We start from the raw sequence: 17,675 nt of genomic DNA on the forward strand, positions 1-17,675 counted from the left end.
CCAGCAGCTCGTGCGAGGGAGCGGTGCCGAAGAGGCCCGGGTGCGTGATCCCGGCGAAGCGTACGCCGGGGATATGGCGTGAGGTCGCGTAGATCCCGTGGAAGTCCCAGATCGCTTTGTAGGCGTCGGGGAAGTGGTCGGTGAGGAAACCGCCGCCATTGTGCTTGGCGAAGATCCCGGTATAGCCCCAGCCCTGGCCCGGCGCGGGGCCTTTTGTTTCCGTCTGCACCGGACCGATGTCGAGGATGTCGACGACCAGGAGGTCGCCCGGTTCGGCGCCTTCGATCTCGATCGGCCCGCTGAGCATGTGCGCCACGTTCAGCTTGGCATCCCGCACGTCGGCGGCACTGTCGTTGTTGCCGATCTGGCCGTCGGTCCACTCGCGACACTCGATCCGGAAGTCCTGGCCCGGCTTCACTGATGCGACGGCAGGGATGTCCGGGTGCCAGCGGTTGTGTCCCGGAACGTCCTGATCGCGCATCGACTTGCTTTGATCAATCTTGAAGACGACCTCGGGTGGCATGACTGCGTCTCCTCTCGGGAATGCGTCAGACGGACGCCTCCACTCCAAACACGATGAGCCACACGTCGGCCGTTCTCTCCCTCCCTTCGCTGGTACGGTGTGTCGAATAAGCCGCTTCGCCAGCGCCCCTACGGCGCGCTGAGCCACGTCAAGAAATTGCATCGCACCCCCCGCTGGGGGTGCGATGCACGCTAATGAACGTGATTGCCGTGGACGTGGAATGGACGCCCGGGAAATCCACCGGGTGGTCGGGTGACGACCTCCGGCTCATGCGCGCTGCGCTCTTCCAGCGCCAACGCGCGGCGCAAGCCCGGCGATGTCCGGTAGAGCCCGGGCGGAGTCAAGACCCGCTGCCCCGGCGCTGAGCACACCGGGCAGAACGCCGGCTCGTGTGCCTGAGCAAAGGGGCGACGGACCTCGAACGGGCCGCAGGTGTCGCAGCGGAAGGCATAGAGTGGCATAGGACGCACCTCGTATTCGTTGGAAGCCGCGCTGGGTCGTTGTCGGTGCGCGGATCGTCCACTCTCAGCCAATAGTTAGTGATAAATCCCAGTCTAGCGCCGACTTGCCCCATGTCAAGTCACCTGGGCCCGTTTGTCACCGCTACTCGCCGACCGGTACCGCCTGCTCGTCGACCTTCGGCATCACCAGATCCTGCTTCGCCGCCAATGGCACCACCGGCTCAGCCGCTGCCGCCCGCCGCTGGGGCAGGATGGTGAGCGCCGGCCGCGCAGCGGCTTCGGTCGCCAGCACGCGCTTGTAGATCGCCTCGTAGCCGTCGGCCATCGCGGCCGCCGAGAACCTGTCCTCGACACGAGCGCGACAGGCCCGGCGGTCGATCCGGTCCACCCGCGAGACGGCCTCGATCATCTCCTCCAGTGAATCGCAGATGAAGCCGGTGACGCCGTCGACCAGGACCTCTTCCACCGACCCACCGCGCAGGGCGATGACCGGCGTGCCGCACGCCAGCGACTCGGTCATGACGATGCCGAACGGCTCCGGCCACTGGATCGGGAACAGCGTGGCCAGAGCACCGCCGAGCAAGGCTGCCTTGGTCGGCTCGTCCACCTCACCAAGGAACTCCACGCCCCCGCCCTCGAGGATCGGCAGGAAATGCTCATCCGCCCAGTCGGCATCGGCCGGGTCGATCTTGGCCGCCACCTTGAGCGGCAAGCCGACCGCACGCGCCACCTTGACCGCCTCGATCGGCCCCTTCTCCGGCGAGATCCGCCCGAGGAAGACGAGATAGGGTGGATCGTCCGGCTCCTCGCGGAAGGGGAAGTGCTCCAGCCGAATGCCGTTGTAGACGGTCCCAACCCAGTTGAGCGGGAGATCCTGCACCGGACCCCGCTGGCTGTGGCTGATGCTGACGAGATGCTGCTCGGGGAAGCGGGACAGGACACGCCGGTACTCCGGCAGGTCGAGCCGACCGTGCATGGTGGAGACGGTCGGCACCGCCGAAGCACGCGCGAAGGGGAAGCCCAGCACGTCCACGTGCGAGTGGATGATGTCGAACTGGTCGGCCTGGGCATAGACCTCTTCGAGCATCGCCACGTGCAGCGGGAGCGGTTCCTTGATTCCCGCCAGCCGGATCCCGGCCTCCGCCATCGGCACCAGCCGACCCGAGGTGATCGAATCTGCGGTTGCGAACAAGGTGACGTCGTGACCCCGCCGCACGAGCTCCTCCGTCAGCGCGTACACGACGCGCTCCGTCCCGCCATACAACCGCGGCGGCACGCGCTCGTACAGCGGTGCGATTTGCGCGATTCGCATCGCACTGATCCCTCCTACGACCTGATGGGGTGCACACAGGAGGAGGCCCCGCCCGCAGGCAGGCGCCCCGAGACGCCCCGCGGCGCGGACCGGGCCATGGTGACGCCATGCCGAGCCCGCGTCACCGGGCATCAGAAACGATGAGTGTGTGCCCCTGGTCTACTGACTGTGTCGTCCTCCCCCACTGCGGGGAGTTCGTCCCTCCCTGCCGTTCGCCCGTCTCTATGCACATCCCGTGCCTGAGAGGCACAGCGACTGGCGGCTGGGCGCACGGAGGCATGACCTCTGAAGCAGAGGGAGGCGGGGTTCTTCCCTCGTCATGACTCCGAGGATCACGCCCGTAATGATATATAGAACGTGAGCCTGTGTGTGTCAAGGTTGTGGCCGCGGACGCCATCATCTCGCGGCACGCGGTCCGAGTGAGGCCGCGCCATTCCGGGACACCGCCTCGCATGAAGAACCCCCGCTCCCGGTCTGGGAGCGGGGGTTGGTGTGCGGGAACTGACGCTAGGCGCTAGCGAACAAGGCGGTAGTTGGGCGCCTCCTTGGTGATGACCACGTCATGCGGGTGGCTCTCACGCAGCCCGGCGGAGGTGATCTGAATGAAGCGGGTCTTGGTCTGCATCTCGGCGATCGTCGCCGCACCGCAGTAGCCCATCGAAGACCGGAGCCCACCGACGAGCTGGTAGAGCGTGGCGGAGAGCGGTCCCTTATACGCGACCCGGCCCTCGATCCCCTCCGGCACGAACTTCGACAGGCTCTCCACGTCTTCCTGGAAGTAGCGGTCCTTGCTGTAGGAGCGCGCCTTCATCGCGCCCAAGGAGCCCATGCCGCGGTATTCCTTGAAGCGCTCGCCCTGGTAGAGGATGACCTCGCCCGGGCTCTCGTCCACCCCGGCCAGCAGGCTCCCGAGCATGACCGTGTCGGCCCCCGCCGCGATCGCCTTGGCGATATCGCCCGAGTACTGAATCCCGCCATCGGCGACCACTGGGATGCCTGCCGCGCGGGCGACCCGGGCCACGTCCATGATCGCCGTGATCTGCGGCACACCGATCCCCGCCACGACGCGGGTCGTACAGATCGACCCGGGCCCGACGCCCACTTTCACCGCGTCGGCACCGGCGTCAATCAGCGCCTGCGCCGCCTCACCGGTGGCGATGTTCCCGGCGATGACGTCGATATCCCAGCGCCGCTTGATGGCCGCCACCATCTCGATCACACCGCGGGAGTGGCCGTGGGCGGTGTCCACCACCAGGACGTCCACCCCCTCTTCGATCAGCGCGGCCGCCCGATCCAGTGCGTCGGCACCGACGCCGACCGCCGCCCCGACCCGCAGCCGCCCCTGCGCGTCCTTGGTCGCGTTCGGATACTGGATGCGCTTCTGGATGTCCTTGACCGTGATGAGCCCCTTGAGGTACCCGTGCTCGTCCACCACCGGGAGCTTCTCGATCTTGTGCCGGTGCAGGATCTCCTCGGCCTGCTCGAGCGTGGTACCGACGGGGACCGTGATCAGGTTCTCCTTGGTCATGAGGTTGGCGATCGGCTGGTTGACGTCGGTCTCGAAGCGCAGGTCCCGGTTGGTCAGGATGCCCACGAGCTTCCCATGCTCATCGGTGATCGGCACGCCGGAGATGTGGTAGTGGGCCATCACCGCCAGCGCCTCGCTCACCGGATCGTCCGGCTTCAGCGTGACGGGCTCCACGATCATCCCCGACTCGCTCCGCTTGACCTTGTCGACCTCGGCCACCTGCTCCTCGATCGACATGTTGCGATGCAGGATGCCGATGCCGCCCTCGCGAGCCATGGCGATCGCCATGCGCCCCTCGGTGACGGTGTCCATCGCGGCGGACACGATCGGGATCTTCAGGCTGATGCGCCGAGTCAGGCGCGAGTCCGTCCGGGCGTCCTTGGGCAGGACGCTCGACTCCATCGGGACGAGCAACACGTCATCGAAGGTCAGGCCGACACCCACGACCTTTTCGGCGAGCACCTCGTCGAGGCTCGGCGTCTCGAGCAGCTTCGCTACCTCCTGGTCCCGCATCACCGTCATGGATCACTCCCTTGCGTGTTGCGTGTTGCGTGTTCCGTGCTTCGTGTTGCGTGTTGCGCTGAGCGCGTCACGTGCTCCCGCCTGCGCGTCACGGGCCACGAAACACGCATCTCGAAACACGCAACACATCGAGCGATTCACGGCGTCGCCTCCCCACGCGCGGCCGCGGCGCCGACCTCCTCGTCGCGCTCATCGCTCGCCAGCCCAAGCCGGGCTGCCACCTCGCCGCCCAAAAAGGTATAGGCCGCCGCCGCGCGGGATGCAGCGTCATACTCGAAGATCGTCTGGCCGAAGCTGGGCGCCTCCGCCAGTCGCACCGTACGCGGGATCACCGACCGGAACATCCGCGTCGGGAAGAAGCGCTGGACATCGTGCACGACCTGCGCGGACAGGCGCGTGCGCGCGTCGTACATCGTCATCACCACGCCCAGAATGTCGAGCGACGGGTTCAACCGCCGCTTGACCAGGTCGATGGTGTTGATGAGTTGCATCAGGCCCTCGAGCGCCAGGTACTCACACTGGATGGGGATGATGACCTCGTCGGCGGCGGTGAGGGCATTGACCGTGAGCAGGCCGAGCGAGGGCGGGCAGTCGATCACGATCGCATCGTAACCGGCGCGCGGCTCGGCCAGCGCCTCCCGCAGGCGGAACTCCCGGTTGCGCACCCCGACCAGCTCGACCTCCGCTCCGGCCAGGCTGGCATTGGCTGCGAGCAGATCCAGCCGTGGGCGAACGGCTTCGAGCAGGCACTCGAGCACCGGCCGCCCCTCGATCAGCACGTCGTAGCTGGAGCGTTCGACCCCGTGCTTGTCGACGCCCAGGCTGCTGGTCGCGTTTCCCTGAGGATCAAGATCGATGAGGAGAATCCGCCGGCCGCGGCGCGCAAGATCGGCTGAGACGTTGACTGCCGTCGTCGTCTTGCCGACGCCGCCTTTCTGATTCGCTAGAGCCAGGACCCGCGCCACACCGCTCTCCGCTCGCGCCCAAGTTAATTGATGAAGTCTACAGGGTGCCCGCGCCTATGTAAAGGCCCCTGCATTATTGTACGTACGGAGGCAGCCCTGCGGAGGGAACCGAGTAGGCATCCGTCCATCGGGTGGTCGCGTCACGGGCCGACAGCGGGCGCAATGACCAGGTAGAGGCACAAGTAAACGCTGCCGTCCGCGCTCAGGGCGGGTGGTGGGAAGGCCGCCAAACCGTGGCACGTGCCCGGGCCTAAAGGCGCCGGGCTGACAAACAAAGCCGGCTGAAGCCGGCTGAGGGTCAGCACTTACACCCTGGTGTTGGGTTCCGCCGCTCGGCGCATGCCCGGGGCTAACACCGCCGGGCTGAATGGTGGGTAAGCCCACTGAAGGGGCTGTGATGGCGACATCCGGGCGGAGCCGATCCGACCGCCCACCGGACCCAGCGTCCCCAGCCCCTTCGTTGGGCTTCGCTTCCTAGCCCGGCGGCTTATGGAGTTTGACGAATTACCGTGGTACATGTACCGGTCCGTCGTCTCGTCCTTGTCATCCTGAGCGGAGCCGGCCGGCGCAGGCACGCCGGGCGGCGGAGCGAAGGATCTCGTATCGGAGCGGCCACGCAGCGAAGGATGACATTCGGAGAGTCGCAGGCCGCTGGTGGGTAGACACGACTAATTCGTCGAACACCATTAGCCCCGGGCACAGGCCGAGTGGGGGGATCCGTCCCGCCACCTACCCCTGGTCACGGGCCAAAGCGCCGCGTTCCGCGTGCCTCCGACCCCGCGTCCCGACGAAGGCACGGATCCGACCCCGGCGCGCGGCTGCGGCCGCGCGATACCAAAGCGGCGGCTCGGGCCGCTGCACTCCAAAGAGCCGGCTTCAGCCGGCTTTCGTTGTCAGCCCGGGGCCTGAGCCCCGGGCACGGGCCGAGGCGCGGGATCCTCACACCACCCATCCCACGTTCGTTGTACGGCGTCCGTTCGTGCCACCATCCGGCAACGGGCACGTCCTCGCCCGCGTAGCGGGCTTCGCTTGGGCAGCCCCCTACCCCGCCCTACGGCTTGAGCTCGATCTCGATGAACACAAACTCGAAGGGGTTGTCGTTGATGACGTCGTGCTCGACGCCCTTCTCCCGGCCATACGACTGGCCGGCCACGAGATCCGCCGTCACCGTCCCGTTCGGCGTCTCCAGGCGCAACTGCCCGGTCGTGATCGGCACCACGACGTAGTCGTACTGGTGCGTGTGCCAGCCGGTGTGCGCGCCGGGCGCGAACCGCCACTCGGTGACGATCACCCGCTCGGTCTCAAGCTGCCGAGTCGGCACGGCCAAGGGCCGATCAGTGGGCGCTGCGTCCGACATTCCGTTCCTCCTCATCATCTCGCGCGGGATCACCCCTCGACTTGGTCCCTCCCGCCACGGGCGGGGATACACATGGGGCGGGCTTGCTGCCCGCCCGGTCCCCCGCAGTATAGCGCGTCCACTCCGCGCCACTCTCCTGGCCCGAGTCGACCGGCGGAGACGTCCGGTCGCCGGCGACAGCTCCAAAGCCTCATATAGCCCCATACGATCAGTTCATATCTAGCTGAACATCTAGAAAGGTTCGACGGCCCCGTGGGTCGGGAGCGAGCCGGAGACGAGCGCGCTCAACCGCACCCGGCGGGTTCTGCGGCGCGTCGTAGAAGGATTCCAACCTGACAGTCATGGAAGCGGCCGCGCGATGGCGCCGTGTCGACCCGCCGCATCCGCCCCACACTGGCACCACGAGTGCGGCGGGCAGCCTTCACGTCCACGGGATACAAGGGAGCGTATCGGGAACGGATCGTCCACGCCTGTCGTGGCAGCGAGAGGGGTTGAGGCCATGAAACGGATGGCCAGCCTGGTCCTATTCCTCGCGTTGGTACTTGCCCTCGCCGTCCTCGCCGACATCGGTCCCGGCGCGCTGGCGGACACGCCGCCCGCTGCGTCGCACTCGCGTGACTCGCCGCCCCCAGCCGAGGAGATCTTCACCCCGGTTACGGTCTCAACCGTCGGTCCGGAGACGATTCCCGTCCGCGGGACCGACGGGCAGTGGCACGTCGTGTACGAGTTGCTCCTGACCAACGGCAAGATGGCCCCGGCAACGATCCAGCGCATCCAGGTGCTGGACGCGGACGACCCGGACCGCGTTGTTGCCGACTATGCGGGCGACGACGTGGTCGCGCGCCTCCGTACCCTCACCCCGGCACCGGCCACCGACGCGGTGATCGAGCCGAACGGCGGGCGCTTCTTCTATATCGAGCTGGCTTTCCCGACGCGCGATGCCGTGCCCGAGGCGGTCGAACACCACCTCGACTTGCTCGGCGCCAGCAACCCCGGCGCGACCGAGGCCACCCCGCTCAGCTACACCGCCGGCCGTTTTAGCCTCCGTGGGGGCCGGCTGCCGGTGCTCGGGCCGCCACTGCGCGGCACGGGCTGGGTTGCGATCAACGGTTGTTGCAACCCGGAGATCGTGCACCGCGGCTCAATCCAGACGATCAACGGCGGCTACTGGGACGCCCAGCGCTTCGCGATCGACTGGATGCGGCTCGACAGTGAGGGACGGTTGGTTGTCGGCGACCCGTCGAAGGTCGAGAACTACGTTGACTACGGCGCTGACGTCCTGGCCGTGGCCGACGGCATCGTGGTCGACGTGCTCGATGAGCTGCCCGACCAGGTGCCGGGCGAGCTGCCCGATCCGGCCACGATCACGACCCGCACCGTCGACGGGAACCACGTGGTGCTCGACATCGGCGGCGGCTATTTCGTCAACTACGCCCACCTCAAGCTCGGCACGATCCGAGTCCAGCCGGGCGACCGCGTGCGCCGTGGACAGGTGATCGCCAACCTCGGCAACTCCGGCAACACCGCCGCCCCCCACCTGCACCTCCACGTCACGACCGGACCCGAAGTGCTCGGATCGGACGGCTTCCCGTACGTCTTCCGCAACTTCCTGTTGGCCGGGCAGGCGGGGGACATCGCCGGCAGCGACGAGTTGACCGGCAACTGGGTCGAGAGCCGCCTGGATCCCCCGGAGCCGCAAGGCCGCCGGTTCCCGCTCAACCTCAACATCGTCGACTTCCCCGACTGACAAACACCCTGGTGCGCCGCGCGGTTCTCGCGCGGCGTACCCATCTCATCGCGTCGGGCACCGTCAACGGAATGGACTGGGTGCACGCGACGTTCGCCAAGCAGGTCGAGGCGCCGTCAACGGGATGACGCCGGTGCGCCGGCATCCCAGCAACCGCAGCGCCTTACGCCCCGCTTCCTTTGCGCGCGGCCTCGCGCTCGCGCAACTCCACCCGGCGGATCTTGCCGCTGATCGTCTTGGGCAGCTCCGCCACGAACTCGATCTCCCGGGGGTACTTGTACGGTGCGGTCACCTGCCGCGTGAAGTCCTGGATCTCCTGCGCCAGCGTCGGCGACTCCTCAGTGCCGGGGACGAGCACCACGAACGCCTTGACGATCTGGCCACGGATCGGGTCGGGACTGCCGACCACGGCGGCTTCGGCGACCGCAGGGTGCTCGATCAACGCGCTCTCGACCTCGAACGGGCTGATGCGGTAGCCCGCGCTCAGGATCACGTCGTCGGCACGCCCGACGAACCAGAAGTAGCCATCCTCGTCGCGCCGGGCGCGATCGCCGGTGTAGTACCACTCTCCTGCGAAGACTTCATTGGTCAGCGCCTCATCGCCGTAGTACCCATGGAACAACCCAACTGGGCGCCCCGGCTTGATCCGGACGCCGATATGCCCTTCCTCGCCCGGCGGCAGCTCCCGCCCCTCGTCGTCGATGATCGCCACGTCGAAGCCGGGCGTAGGCTTGCCCATCGCCCCGACCCGCACCGGCACCGGGGGGAAGTTGGCCACCAGCACCGCGCTCTCGGTCTGCCCGTAGCCGTCGCGGATGGTCATGCCGGTGGCCTCGCGCCAGGTCTCGATGACCTCCGGGTTCAGCGGCTCCCCCGCCCCGACGCAGCTTCGCAGGGCCGCCGGCTTGAAATTCGCGAGGTCCTCCAGCACCAGCATTCGGTAGACCGTCGGCGCGGCACAGAAGGAGGTGATCGGGTAGCGCTCCAGCGTCGCCAGGGTCTGCCCGGCATCGAACCGGCCGCGCGCGTCGTGGATGAAGAGGGTTGCCCCGACCGACCAGGGGCCGAACAGGCTGCTCCAGGCGGCCTTGGCCCAGCCGTTGTCCGACAGGTTCCAGTGGAGGTCCCCCGGCCGAAGGTCGAGCCAGAACCGCCCGGTGACGAGGTGCCCGATCGGGTAGGACGCATGGGTGTGGAGCACCATCTTCGGGTGCGCCGTCGTGCCGGAGGTGAAGTAGAGCATGCACGGGTCGTCGCTCCGGGTACGGACCGGCGTGAAGTCCGCAGATGCCTCGGCCAGCGCGGCGTCGTAGCTGATCCACCCGTCCCGCTCGCCGCCGACGACGATCGGCACCGTGAGGGTCGGACAGGATCCGGCGACTTCGTCCACCCGCGCCGCCACCTCCGGATCGGTGATGATCCCCTTGGCGCCGCTGGCGTTGATGCGGTACTCCAGGTCGCGCGGGCGGAGGAGCGTCGTCCCGGGCAGGGAGATCGCCCCGACCTTCATGATGCCCAGGATCGCTTCCCACCACTCCGGCACGCGCGGCAGGACGACGAGCACCCGGTCGCCCGGCCCGATGCCATGCTGCCGCAGCGCGCTCGCCAGGCGGTCGGAGCGCTGGGCGAACTCGGCGAAGGTGATGGTCCGCTCACGCCCCTCATGGTCGATGTGCACCATACCCGGACTTGCCGGGTCCGCCGCCCACTTGCCGATGGTATCGACGGCGAAGTTGTAGTACTCGGGGACATCCCAGCGGAACGTCCGCCGAGCCTCCTCGTAGTCGCGCATGTTGGGTTCAACGCTGGGTGCAGACGCCATCGGAGCCTCCTTCGCTGCGTGGGATCGAGGAAGAGCACATCACTCGAGGTACGCCATGGTCTACCCTCGGCGTAGCTCGCGCGTCTGACTGTACGGATCGCTCAGCTTCATGGTAGCGAGCAGCGAGAAGTGCGTCAAACGGACACAGGGAGATTTGATGATCCGGTTTGCGGGAAAGCGAAGGGCTCGCGGCGGGCTGGGGGTTGTCGGCGCATCGACTGGTGGTGCACAGCGGTAGCGCGCTGGGGAGAGGCAGCACTCACGTCCAGGTGATAGGGTCTCCGCCGCGCGGCATGTGCCCGGGGCTAAAGCCGCCGGGCACGTACCACGGCGCGGGGATCTGCACGCCACCGATCCCCGCACACACCACTGCGCGGAACCCTCCCACCACCCGACTCGGGGACACACGCCAAGACGCCACCGTATGACCACGTCCAGGCCAAACCGACCGAATTGGGTGGCACGCAACTTGCATGTTCGTATTGGACCGCTATTCGCGGTCGCTTAGATTGCACTCCAGGCTTCACCTGCCCAGCGGGAACAGGGCGCCCATACGGGAGCCCTGTTCTCGCTTAAGCGTTGTCCGATTACGGTGTGGCTAGCCGCCCTCCGCGGTACGCGGGGTGTCGCCGAGTGGCAGACGTTCGCCCCGGTTCCCGTCCACGGGGTGGATGAGGGTGACGCTGCGCGGGTAGGGCGCGCTGATCCCGGCCTCGGTAAAGGCGTCCTTGATGCGGCGGCGCAGTTCGCGCTGCACACGCCACTGCTCCATCGGCTTGGTCTTGACCAGGAGGCGCAGCTTCACCTGCGACGCCTCCAGCGCCTCGACGCCCGTGATCTCCCCAGGCCCCAGCACGGCGTCCCCCACGACCGGATCCTCCTCGAGCCCGGCGACGAGCCTCTGCAAGATCCCGATGACCTTGTTCAGGTCGGCGTCGTACGGCACCGCGACATCGACGACGGCGCGCGACCAATCCTTGGTCATGTTGGTCACCGTGCGGATGTCGCCGTTCGGCACGACGATGAAGGAGCCGTCGACCGCGCGGAGACCCGTGCGGCGCAGGCTGAGCTGCTCGACCACGCCCGAGGCATCGCCGATCTGGACCACGTCGCCCACGCCGTACTGGTTCTCGAAGAGGATGAAGAAGCCGCCGATGAGGTCCTTGATCAGGCTCTGTGCGCCGAGGCCGATGGCGATGCCGGCGATCCCGGCGCTCGCCAGCAGCGGCGCGATGTTAACGCCGAGTCTGCTCAGCACCATCATGCCGGCCACGATCAGAATCAGCATGCGCCCGGCCGACTCGATCACGTTGGCCAGGGTGTTTGCCTTGCTGGCCAGCTCACGTGGTGGCGTGTCGGCGCGCTCCATCACCCGGCTGACGGTCCGGCGCACGGCCGAACGGAGCAGGCGCAGCAGCACGAGGCTGAGCACGACGATCATCAGGATCTGGATCGCCGGGCCGATGGCACGCGCACCCAGGTCGAGTGCCAGCGCAACCAGCCGGTCGGTACGGTCGCTCACTTCTTGAACGGACTCGTCGATCGCGGACGCGACGAGGGGCGCGATCAGCACAGGTGTCCCCCTCCCTGTGGTGGCCGATCTCGCGGAGCATAGCGTACCGGACGGACCCGACGCCCGCCAAGCACACGTGTGCCAGAGAGGAACAGCGGCGAGGCCGATCGCCTCGCCGCGTGCGCCAGGACTATCAGGGGGTCTTCGGATGACGTTCGGGGTAATTACTCCGCGCCGGCCATGCGCACCGGGATCGTCTTCGGCCGCGCAGCGTCGACCTTGGGGAGCTGGATCGAGAGGATACCGTTCGAGAACTGGGCAGTGGCCCGCTCGGAATTGACGGCCGTCGGCAGCCCGATCGTCCGCGCGAAGGAGCCGAAGCGCCGCTCGCGCATGAGCCAGCGGGTGCCCTCCGGTTCGCGGTCCTTGAACTCGCCGCTGATGCGCAGCGTGTCGCCCAGGACCGAGATCTCGACGTCAGCCGGCTCCACACCCGGCAGCGCGGCCAGCACCACGTAGGCGTCGTCCGTCTCCTTGACGTCGACCGGCACGTCGGCGGTGATGGCGGTGAACCCTGGCCGGGGTCGCGTCAGGCCGTCCTCCAGGAGCGTGTGCATGGCGTCGCGTAGCGTGACGAGGTCGCGCCACGGATCCCACCGGTTGGTGGCCATCGGCCTGCCCTCCTTCGTTACGTCCCTTCGTTAGCACTCTCCACCGGAGAGTGCTAACGGGAGTATAACCGCGGTCCGCCTCCCCCGACAACCGCGGTCGCTGGAACCGTGGTACCGTAACGCATGCAGCCAGACGGCTTATCAGGGCGGGACCGTGGCCATGGATCGACCCACCGCTCCCCGGCGGCGCGCCGCGACTCTGCGCGCCTACCGCGATCTGCCGCACCCGTGGGCGGTGCTGCTCGTGATCGCCGCCCTCGCCCTCTTTGGCTTGCTGGCGACCAGGGGGCACCCCGACCCGCTTCGCTTCTCCCTCCTCCTCATCTCAGCCCTGGGCGGGCAGATCGCCATCGGCGCGCTGAACGAATACTGTGACCGCGAGCTGGACGCCGCGGTCGGCCGCGCCAAGCCGATACCTGCCGGCCTTATCTCCCCCCGAGCCGCGCTCGTGGTGACAATCGGGGGCTTGGCGCTGATGCTGGTAGCCGGGGCGCCGCTCGGACTGCTGCCCCTCGGGCTGGTCGTCCTCGGCACCGGCGCCGGCCTCGCCTACGACCTCTGGCTCAAGCCAACTCGCTGGTCCTGGGTTCCGTACCTCGTGGCACTGCCGCTGCTGCCGATCTGTGCCTGGGTCACCCTGGCTCGGTTCGACCCGCGCCTGCTCCTCCTCTACCCCCTCGGCGCGCTCATGATCCTCGCCGTCCACCTGGCCCAGTCGCTCCCCGACGCGACCAGCGACCGCGCCGCCGGGGCCGGCACCCTCGTCGCCCGGCTCGGCCGGGACCGGGCGCTCGCCGCCTGCCTGGGAACGGCCGCACTTGGCGCCGCGCAGGTAGCCATCGCCGCCCCATGGCTCACGGACCGGCCATTGCCCGCGCTGATCGCGGCCGGGGCCGTGCTCATCGCGCTGGGTGCCGCCCGCCTGGCGCACCCACGCGCCCCGGGCCGCGTTGAGCACCACCTCTTCAAGATCGTCGGCGCCGCGGCCGTTGCCCTGGGGTTCGGGTGGCTCGTGGCCCTCGGCGTCTGACCTCGTGCCCGGTTGCCCGGCGCCCGGTTCCCCCGTACCATCGCGCCGACGATCACTGAGGGCACACCGGGAAGGACACGAAAGGTGCAGCGCTACCGCATCGCCGTCATCGCCGGGGACGGGATCGGCCGGGAGGTCATCCCGGCGGGCAAGGCCGTCCTCGAAGCCGCCGTGGCCGGGTCGGCCGAGCTGGTCTGGACCGATCTCCCCTGGGGTAGTGATTACTACCGTGAGACCGGCGCGATGATGCCCGCCGACGGGATCGAGACCCTCAAGGGGTTCGACGCCATCTACCTCGGCGCCGTCGGCGATCCGCCCCACATCCCCGACCACGTCACCCTCTGGGGCCTGATGCTCCCCATCCGCAAGGCGCTCGACATGCACGTCAACGTCCGGCCGATCCGCCTGCTGCCGGGCATCACCGGCCCGCTGCGGGACAAAGGGCCGGCCGACATCGACATGATCTTCGTCCGCGAGAACACCGAGGGTGAGTACGCCGGCGTCGGCGGGCGCATCCACGTCGGCACGCCGTACGAGGTCGCGCTGCAAACGGCGGTCTTCTCCCGCTTCAACGTCGAACGCGTCGTCCGCTACGCCTTCGAACTGGCGCGCACCCGCAGGCGGCACCTAACCAGCGTCACTAAGAGCAACGCGCAGCAGTACAGCATGGTCTTCTGGGACGAGGTGGTCGCATCCGTGGCCGCGGACTACCCCGATGTCGAGGTCCAGTCGCTGCTGGTCGACGCGGCGGCGGCGCTGATGGTCCGCGCCCCGGAGCGGTTCGACGTGGTGGTCGCCAGCAACCTCTTCGCCGACATCCTGACCGACCTGGGAGGCGCACTGATGGGCAGCCTGGGGCTGGCCCCTAGCGCCAACCTCGCAGCCGACCCGGCGCACCCCTCACTCTTCGAGCCGATCCACGGGAGCGCCCCCGACATCGCCGGGCGAGGAGTGGCCAACCCGCTCGGCGCCATCTGGGCCGGCGCGATGATGCTGGAGCACCTGGGCGAGGCGGACGCCGCCGCACGGGTCATGCGCGCCATCGAAGCCACCACCGCCGAGGGCACAACCCTCACCCCCGACCTCGGCGGCACGGCGTCCACCGAACAGGTCGCCGAGCGCGTGATCGCTCACATGTCCGCAGGCTGAGGCGCGCAGGCAGGAGCGGCGGTTTCACTGGGCCACGCAACGGCGGAATCCCGCAGGACGGTGGATTGGTTCCATGCCGGAGGCCGTTCGCTAGAACGGTGGTGCGAAGGATCCCGCGCCGAGGCGGCGACCCGGGGCGAAAGGCGCCGGGCTGACAAGGAGAGCTGGCTGACGCCGCTATTTTTGGAGTGCGGCGGCAGTCGCGCCCCAGGGTCGGGTGGTGGGAAGATTCCCGCGCGGTGGCACGTGCCCGGGGCTCAAGCCACCGGGCTGGGAAGCGAAGCCCACTGAAGGGGCTGGGGACGCCGGGCATGGCGGGCTGCCGGATCGGACACGCCGGAATGTCGCCATCGCAGCCCCTTCAGTGGGCTTACCCCTACTCAGCCCGGCGGCTTGAGCCCCGGGCACGCGCCGACCTACGAAACCAGGCCTACCGCGTCCCCTGCAAGCCCAGGATACCTGCGGCTTGGCGGAGCATCTCGCGGGCGTCGGTGACGTCGCGACCTGCTTCGGCGGCGGAGATGAGTTGCTCGGCCATCTCGCGCAGCACCTGGATACCGGTCGGGGTGTCGAGGTCGTCGCCGATGGCGTCGATGAAGGCGCGGTGGGTATCGGCAACATCGAGCGCCGGACCGCTCCCGCCCGGGACGCGCACGGCGCGGCGGAGCAGATCGGCCAGCGGCTCGAAGCGTGCCGGACCGTCGTCCTGGTACTCGAACGACTCGCGATAGTGGTTGCTGAGGAGGTAGAGTCGCAGCGCGTCGGCCGTGTGGTCGCGAAGGACATCGCGCACCAGCACCAGGTTCCCCAGCGACTTGCTCATCTTCTCGCCCTGGTACCGGACCATGGCTACGTGGACCCAGAAGCGCGAGAACGGCGCCTTCTGCGTGAAGCCCTCGGTCTGGGCGATCTCGCTCTCATGGTGAGGATAGATCAGGTCGCCACCGCCGCCGTGGATGTCGATCTGCGGGCCGAGGTAGCGGTAGGACATCGCGCTGCACTCGATGTGCCATCCGGGCCGACCGGGTCCCCACGGGCTGTCCCAGGCAGGCTCACCGGGTTGCTGCGCCTGCCAGAGGATGAAGTCGAGCGGGTTCTCCTTGCGGGGATCGTTGGGGTCGGCGCCACGCTCGGCCGAGAGGGCGATCATCTCCTCGGTGCTGCATCGACAGAGCTGCCCGTAGTCGGAGTCGGTGGCCACGCGGAAGTAGACGTTGCCGTCGCGCACGTAGGCCATGCCGCGCTCGACCAGCGTCGCGACCATCTCGATGATGGTCGGGATCTCTTCGGTGGCCCGGGGGTAGACCGCGGGCGGGAGAACGTTGATGCCGTTCAGGTCCTCCTGGAACTGCCGGATGTAGCGGTCTCCCAGGCGGTCCCAGGGCTCGCCGACCTCGCGCGCCTTGCGCAGGATATCGTCGTCGATGTCGGTGACGTTCTGAACGTACTTCACCCGCCAGCCGAGGTACTGGCAGAAGCGGTTAATGACATCGAAGGTCAGGTACGTCATGGCATGGCCCATGTGCGTGGTGTCGTAGGGCGTGATGCCACAGACGTACATCCGGACGGTATGGCCGTCGAGCGGCGTGAACTCTTCCTTGCGCTGCGTCAGCGAGTTATAGAGACGCACGACCCCCTCCTCCTCAACCCGAGACTCTCTCCCGACCCCACAAGCCCATATGCTACCATCCCGATCACGTTCCTGAACGCCCAACACCACGGCAGCCGGTCGCATTCCCTGACGATCCCGTGAGGCGGCGATTCCCCATCGCCGGGAGCCGGCTGGTGTGGTCTACAATGGCGGGCACAGACGATGCAGGGCAATCGCAACGTCACCCGGCTCCGGCAGCCGGCGGACGGAAGGGGTGAGGCATGACCATCGCAGTCGGCCAGACCGCGCCGGATTTTACCGTCATCACCACGGATCGCAAGCAGGTACGGCTCTCGGAGCTGGTCCAGGACCGCCCGGCCGTCCTGGCATACTACTACTTCGCGTTCTCCAGCGGCTGAGCCAACGAGATGTCCTCGCTGCAGGACAGGATCGACGAGTTTCGTCGGTCGGGGGTCGAGGTCTACGGGTTGAGCGTTGACACGCATTTCGCCGCTGCGGCCTGGGCGAAGGAGCTGGGCATCACCTTCCCGATGCTGAGCGACTTCAACCGCGAAGGAATGACCGCCCTCGGGATCATGATCGACGAGTTCACCGGCTACCGCGACGTCTCGCACCGGGCGATCATCATCGTCGATCGCGACCGCACGGTGCGCTACGTAGATGTCGCACCGATCCGAGAGCTGCCCGACCCGGATGCGGCCCTGAACGCAGCGCGTGCCCTGGCCCACGGGTGAGGCCGGGAACGACAGCAACACTGCCTGACCGATGACCCGTGACGCATCACGCATGACGCATCACGCGTCACACGCCCCGGGGCGAGACTGCCATGTCACGCAGAGCATCGAAGCACCGGCAGAAGCGACGTCAACGGGTCGGCGCCTGGCTCCAGCGGTGGGTGTTCACCCTAGGAGGCAGGGTGGCCCTGCTGCTGGGATGGATCGTCCTGGTCACGCTCACGGGCAGCACGCTGCTCTACTTCGGCCTGGACGCCTTTCCCTCCTACAGCGATGCGCTCTGGTGGACGATGGACCACCTGTTCGATCCCGGCGCGCTCAGCGAGGATCAAGGGTGGACCCAGCGCATCGCGGGACTCGCCCTCGTGGCCGCCGGGTTGATCATCCTGGTCGGCATACTCGTCACGCTCGCCACCGAGGTCGTCGACCGTTCGCTCGAACGTCTGGCCAGCGCGGACCTCCCGGTGGAAGCGCACCAGCATCTCCTCTTCGTCGGCTGGGACGACACCACTCCGGACATCTTCCAGACCCTCGACTACCTCCGGAATCACCTCGTGGCCGGGGCACAATCGCCCTTCAGGAGCATCGTCGTGCTGGCACCGGACAGCCTGCGCGACCGGCGTGCCCAGATTCAGAGTACGCTGCGCCAGGCGATCCCCTCGATCACGACGCAGGTTGCCTTCGGGAACGTGCTGCAGCCGGACAGCTACGAGCGCACCGCGGCGCAGG

At 67.9% G+C, this 17,675-nt stretch carries 16 protein-coding genes; 6 read left to right on the forward strand and 10 right to left on the reverse strand.

All coding sequences use genetic code 11. The annotated features are described in order from the left end of the window. From IRZ30_RS08855 to IRZ30_RS08875, 6 genes are all read right to left on the reverse strand, one after another. The coding region (locus IRZ30_RS08855; protein ID WP_294084594.1) for an acetamidase/formamidase family protein at nucleotides 1-523 on the reverse strand (523 nt) is incomplete at its 3' end. A 191-nt stretch (nucleotides 524-714) separates the two neighbouring features. Then, nucleotides 715-984, reverse strand: a complete 270-nt coding sequence (locus IRZ30_RS17165; RefSeq protein ID WP_366945331.1) for a zinc ribbon domain-containing protein — start codon at nucleotides 982-984, stop codon at nucleotides 715-717. 142 nt (nucleotides 985-1,126) lie between these two features. Next, nucleotides 1,127-2,296, reverse strand: coding sequence for a glycosyltransferase family 4 protein (locus IRZ30_RS08860; RefSeq protein ID WP_294084595.1), 1,170 nt, complete (start codon nucleotides 2,294-2,296; stop codon nucleotides 1,127-1,129). A 514-nt stretch (nucleotides 2,297-2,810) separates the two neighbouring features. Beyond that, on the reverse strand, nucleotides 2,811-4,346 hold the full coding sequence (guaB, locus tag IRZ30_RS08865; protein ID WP_294084596.1) for an IMP dehydrogenase: 1,536 nt from the start codon (nucleotides 4,344-4,346) through the stop codon (nucleotides 2,811-2,813). 137 nt (nucleotides 4,347-4,483) lie between these two features. After that, complete coding sequence (locus tag IRZ30_RS08870; RefSeq protein WP_294084597.1) at nucleotides 4,484-5,311, reverse strand: AAA family ATPase; 828 nt, start codon at nucleotides 5,309-5,311, stop codon at nucleotides 4,484-4,486. 1,051 nt (nucleotides 5,312-6,362) lie between these two features. Next, a complete protein-coding gene (locus tag IRZ30_RS08875) occupies nucleotides 6,363-6,668 on the reverse strand; it encodes a cupin domain-containing protein (RefSeq protein WP_294084599.1) in 306 nt (101 codons plus the stop codon). A 499-nt stretch (nucleotides 6,669-7,167) separates the two neighbouring features. Here IRZ30_RS08875 and IRZ30_RS08880 point away from each other — a divergent pair, with 499 nt between their 5' ends. Further along, nucleotides 7,168-8,415, forward strand: a complete 1,248-nt coding sequence (locus IRZ30_RS08880) for a M23 family metallopeptidase (protein ID WP_294084600.1) — start codon at nucleotides 7,168-7,170, stop codon at nucleotides 8,413-8,415. Between the two features lie 163 nt (nucleotides 8,416-8,578). On the opposite strand, the gene IRZ30_RS08885 is transcribed toward IRZ30_RS08880, so the two are convergent. The 3 genes from IRZ30_RS08885 to IRZ30_RS08895 all read right to left on the reverse strand — a co-directional run bounded on the left by IRZ30_RS08885 (nucleotide 8,579) and on the right by IRZ30_RS08895 (nucleotide 12,421). Next, nucleotides 8,579-10,237, reverse strand: a complete 1,659-nt coding sequence (locus IRZ30_RS08885) for an AMP-binding protein (RefSeq protein WP_294084601.1) — start codon at nucleotides 10,235-10,237, stop codon at nucleotides 8,579-8,581. A gap of 598 nt (nucleotides 10,238-10,835) precedes the next feature. Beyond that, a complete protein-coding gene (locus IRZ30_RS08890; RefSeq protein WP_294084602.1) occupies nucleotides 10,836-11,810 on the reverse strand; it encodes a mechanosensitive ion channel family protein in 975 nt (324 codons plus the stop codon). A 164-nt stretch (nucleotides 11,811-11,974) separates the two neighbouring features. Continuing rightward, complete coding sequence (locus IRZ30_RS08895; protein WP_294084603.1) at nucleotides 11,975-12,421, reverse strand: Hsp20/alpha crystallin family protein; 447 nt, start codon at nucleotides 12,419-12,421, stop codon at nucleotides 11,975-11,977. Nucleotides 12,422-12,581: 160 nt separating this feature from the next. Between IRZ30_RS08895 and IRZ30_RS08900 the strand changes: the two genes are divergently transcribed. Both IRZ30_RS08900 and IRZ30_RS08905 read left to right on the forward strand, forming a co-directional pair. Continuing rightward, nucleotides 12,582-13,451, forward strand: a complete 870-nt coding sequence (locus IRZ30_RS08900) for a UbiA family prenyltransferase (protein WP_294084604.1) — start codon at nucleotides 12,582-12,584, stop codon at nucleotides 13,449-13,451. 84 nt (nucleotides 13,452-13,535) lie between these two features. Then, nucleotides 13,536-14,600, forward strand: a complete 1,065-nt coding sequence (locus tag IRZ30_RS08905; protein ID WP_294084605.1) for a tartrate dehydrogenase — start codon at nucleotides 13,536-13,538, stop codon at nucleotides 14,598-14,600. A gap of 430 nt (nucleotides 14,601-15,030) precedes the next feature. Here IRZ30_RS08905 and cysS read toward each other — a convergent pair whose 3' ends face one another. After that, on the reverse strand, nucleotides 15,031-16,230 hold the full coding sequence (gene cysS, locus IRZ30_RS08910) for a cysteine--tRNA ligase (protein ID WP_294084607.1): 1,200 nt from the start codon (nucleotides 16,228-16,230) through the stop codon (nucleotides 15,031-15,033). 242 nt (nucleotides 16,231-16,472) lie between these two features. Between cysS and IRZ30_RS17170 the strand changes: the two genes are divergently transcribed. The 3 genes from IRZ30_RS17170 to IRZ30_RS08920 all read left to right on the forward strand — a co-directional run. Beyond that, the gene (locus IRZ30_RS17170; protein ID WP_366945332.1) at nucleotides 16,473-16,610 is read left to right on the forward strand and encodes a hypothetical protein; all 138 of its coding nucleotides are present in this window, start codon (nucleotides 16,473-16,475) and stop codon (nucleotides 16,608-16,610) included. Between the two features lie 9 nt (nucleotides 16,611-16,619). Beyond that, complete coding sequence (locus IRZ30_RS08915) at nucleotides 16,620-16,946, forward strand: redoxin domain-containing protein (RefSeq protein ID WP_366945333.1); 327 nt, start codon at nucleotides 16,620-16,622, stop codon at nucleotides 16,944-16,946. A 182-nt stretch (nucleotides 16,947-17,128) separates the two neighbouring features. Next, the coding region (locus IRZ30_RS08920; protein ID WP_294084611.1) for a hypothetical protein at nucleotides 17,129-17,675 on the forward strand (547 nt) is incomplete at its 3' end.

This window comes from Sphaerobacter sp., from assembly GCF_019683595.1.
Lineage (GTDB): Bacteria > Chloroflexota > Chloroflexia > Thermomicrobiales > Thermomicrobiaceae > Sphaerobacter.

Coding starts and splice junctions, on each gene's coding strand:
- IRZ30_RS17165 (WP_366945331.1), bottom strand. CDS start 984: ATGCCACTCTATGCCTTCCGCTGCGACACCTGCGGCCCGTTCGAGGTC.
- IRZ30_RS08895 (WP_294084603.1), bottom strand. CDS start 12,421: ATGGCCACCAACCGGTGGGATCCGTGGCGCGACCTCGTCACGCTACGC.
- guaB (WP_294084596.1), bottom strand. CDS start 4,346: ATGACGGTGATGCGGGACCAGGAGGTAGCGAAGCTGCTCGAGACGCCG.
- IRZ30_RS08885 (WP_294084601.1), bottom strand. CDS start 10,237: ATGGCGTCTGCACCCAGCGTTGAACCCAACATGCGCGACTACGAGGAG.
- IRZ30_RS08860 (WP_294084595.1), bottom strand. CDS start 2,296: ATGCGAATCGCGCAAATCGCACCGCTGTACGAGCGCGTGCCGCCGCGG.
- IRZ30_RS08900 (WP_294084604.1), top strand. CDS start 12,582: ATGGATCGACCCACCGCTCCCCGGCGGCGCGCCGCGACTCTGCGCGCC.
- IRZ30_RS08880 (WP_294084600.1), top strand. CDS start 7,168: ATGAAACGGATGGCCAGCCTGGTCCTATTCCTCGCGTTGGTACTTGCC.
- IRZ30_RS08915 (WP_366945333.1), top strand. CDS start 16,620: ATGTCCTCGCTGCAGGACAGGATCGACGAGTTTCGTCGGTCGGGGGTC.
- IRZ30_RS17170 (WP_366945332.1), top strand. CDS start 16,473: ATGACCATCGCAGTCGGCCAGACCGCGCCGGATTTTACCGTCATCACC.
- IRZ30_RS08875 (WP_294084599.1), bottom strand. CDS start 6,668: ATGTCGGACGCAGCGCCCACTGATCGGCCCTTGGCCGTGCCGACTCGG.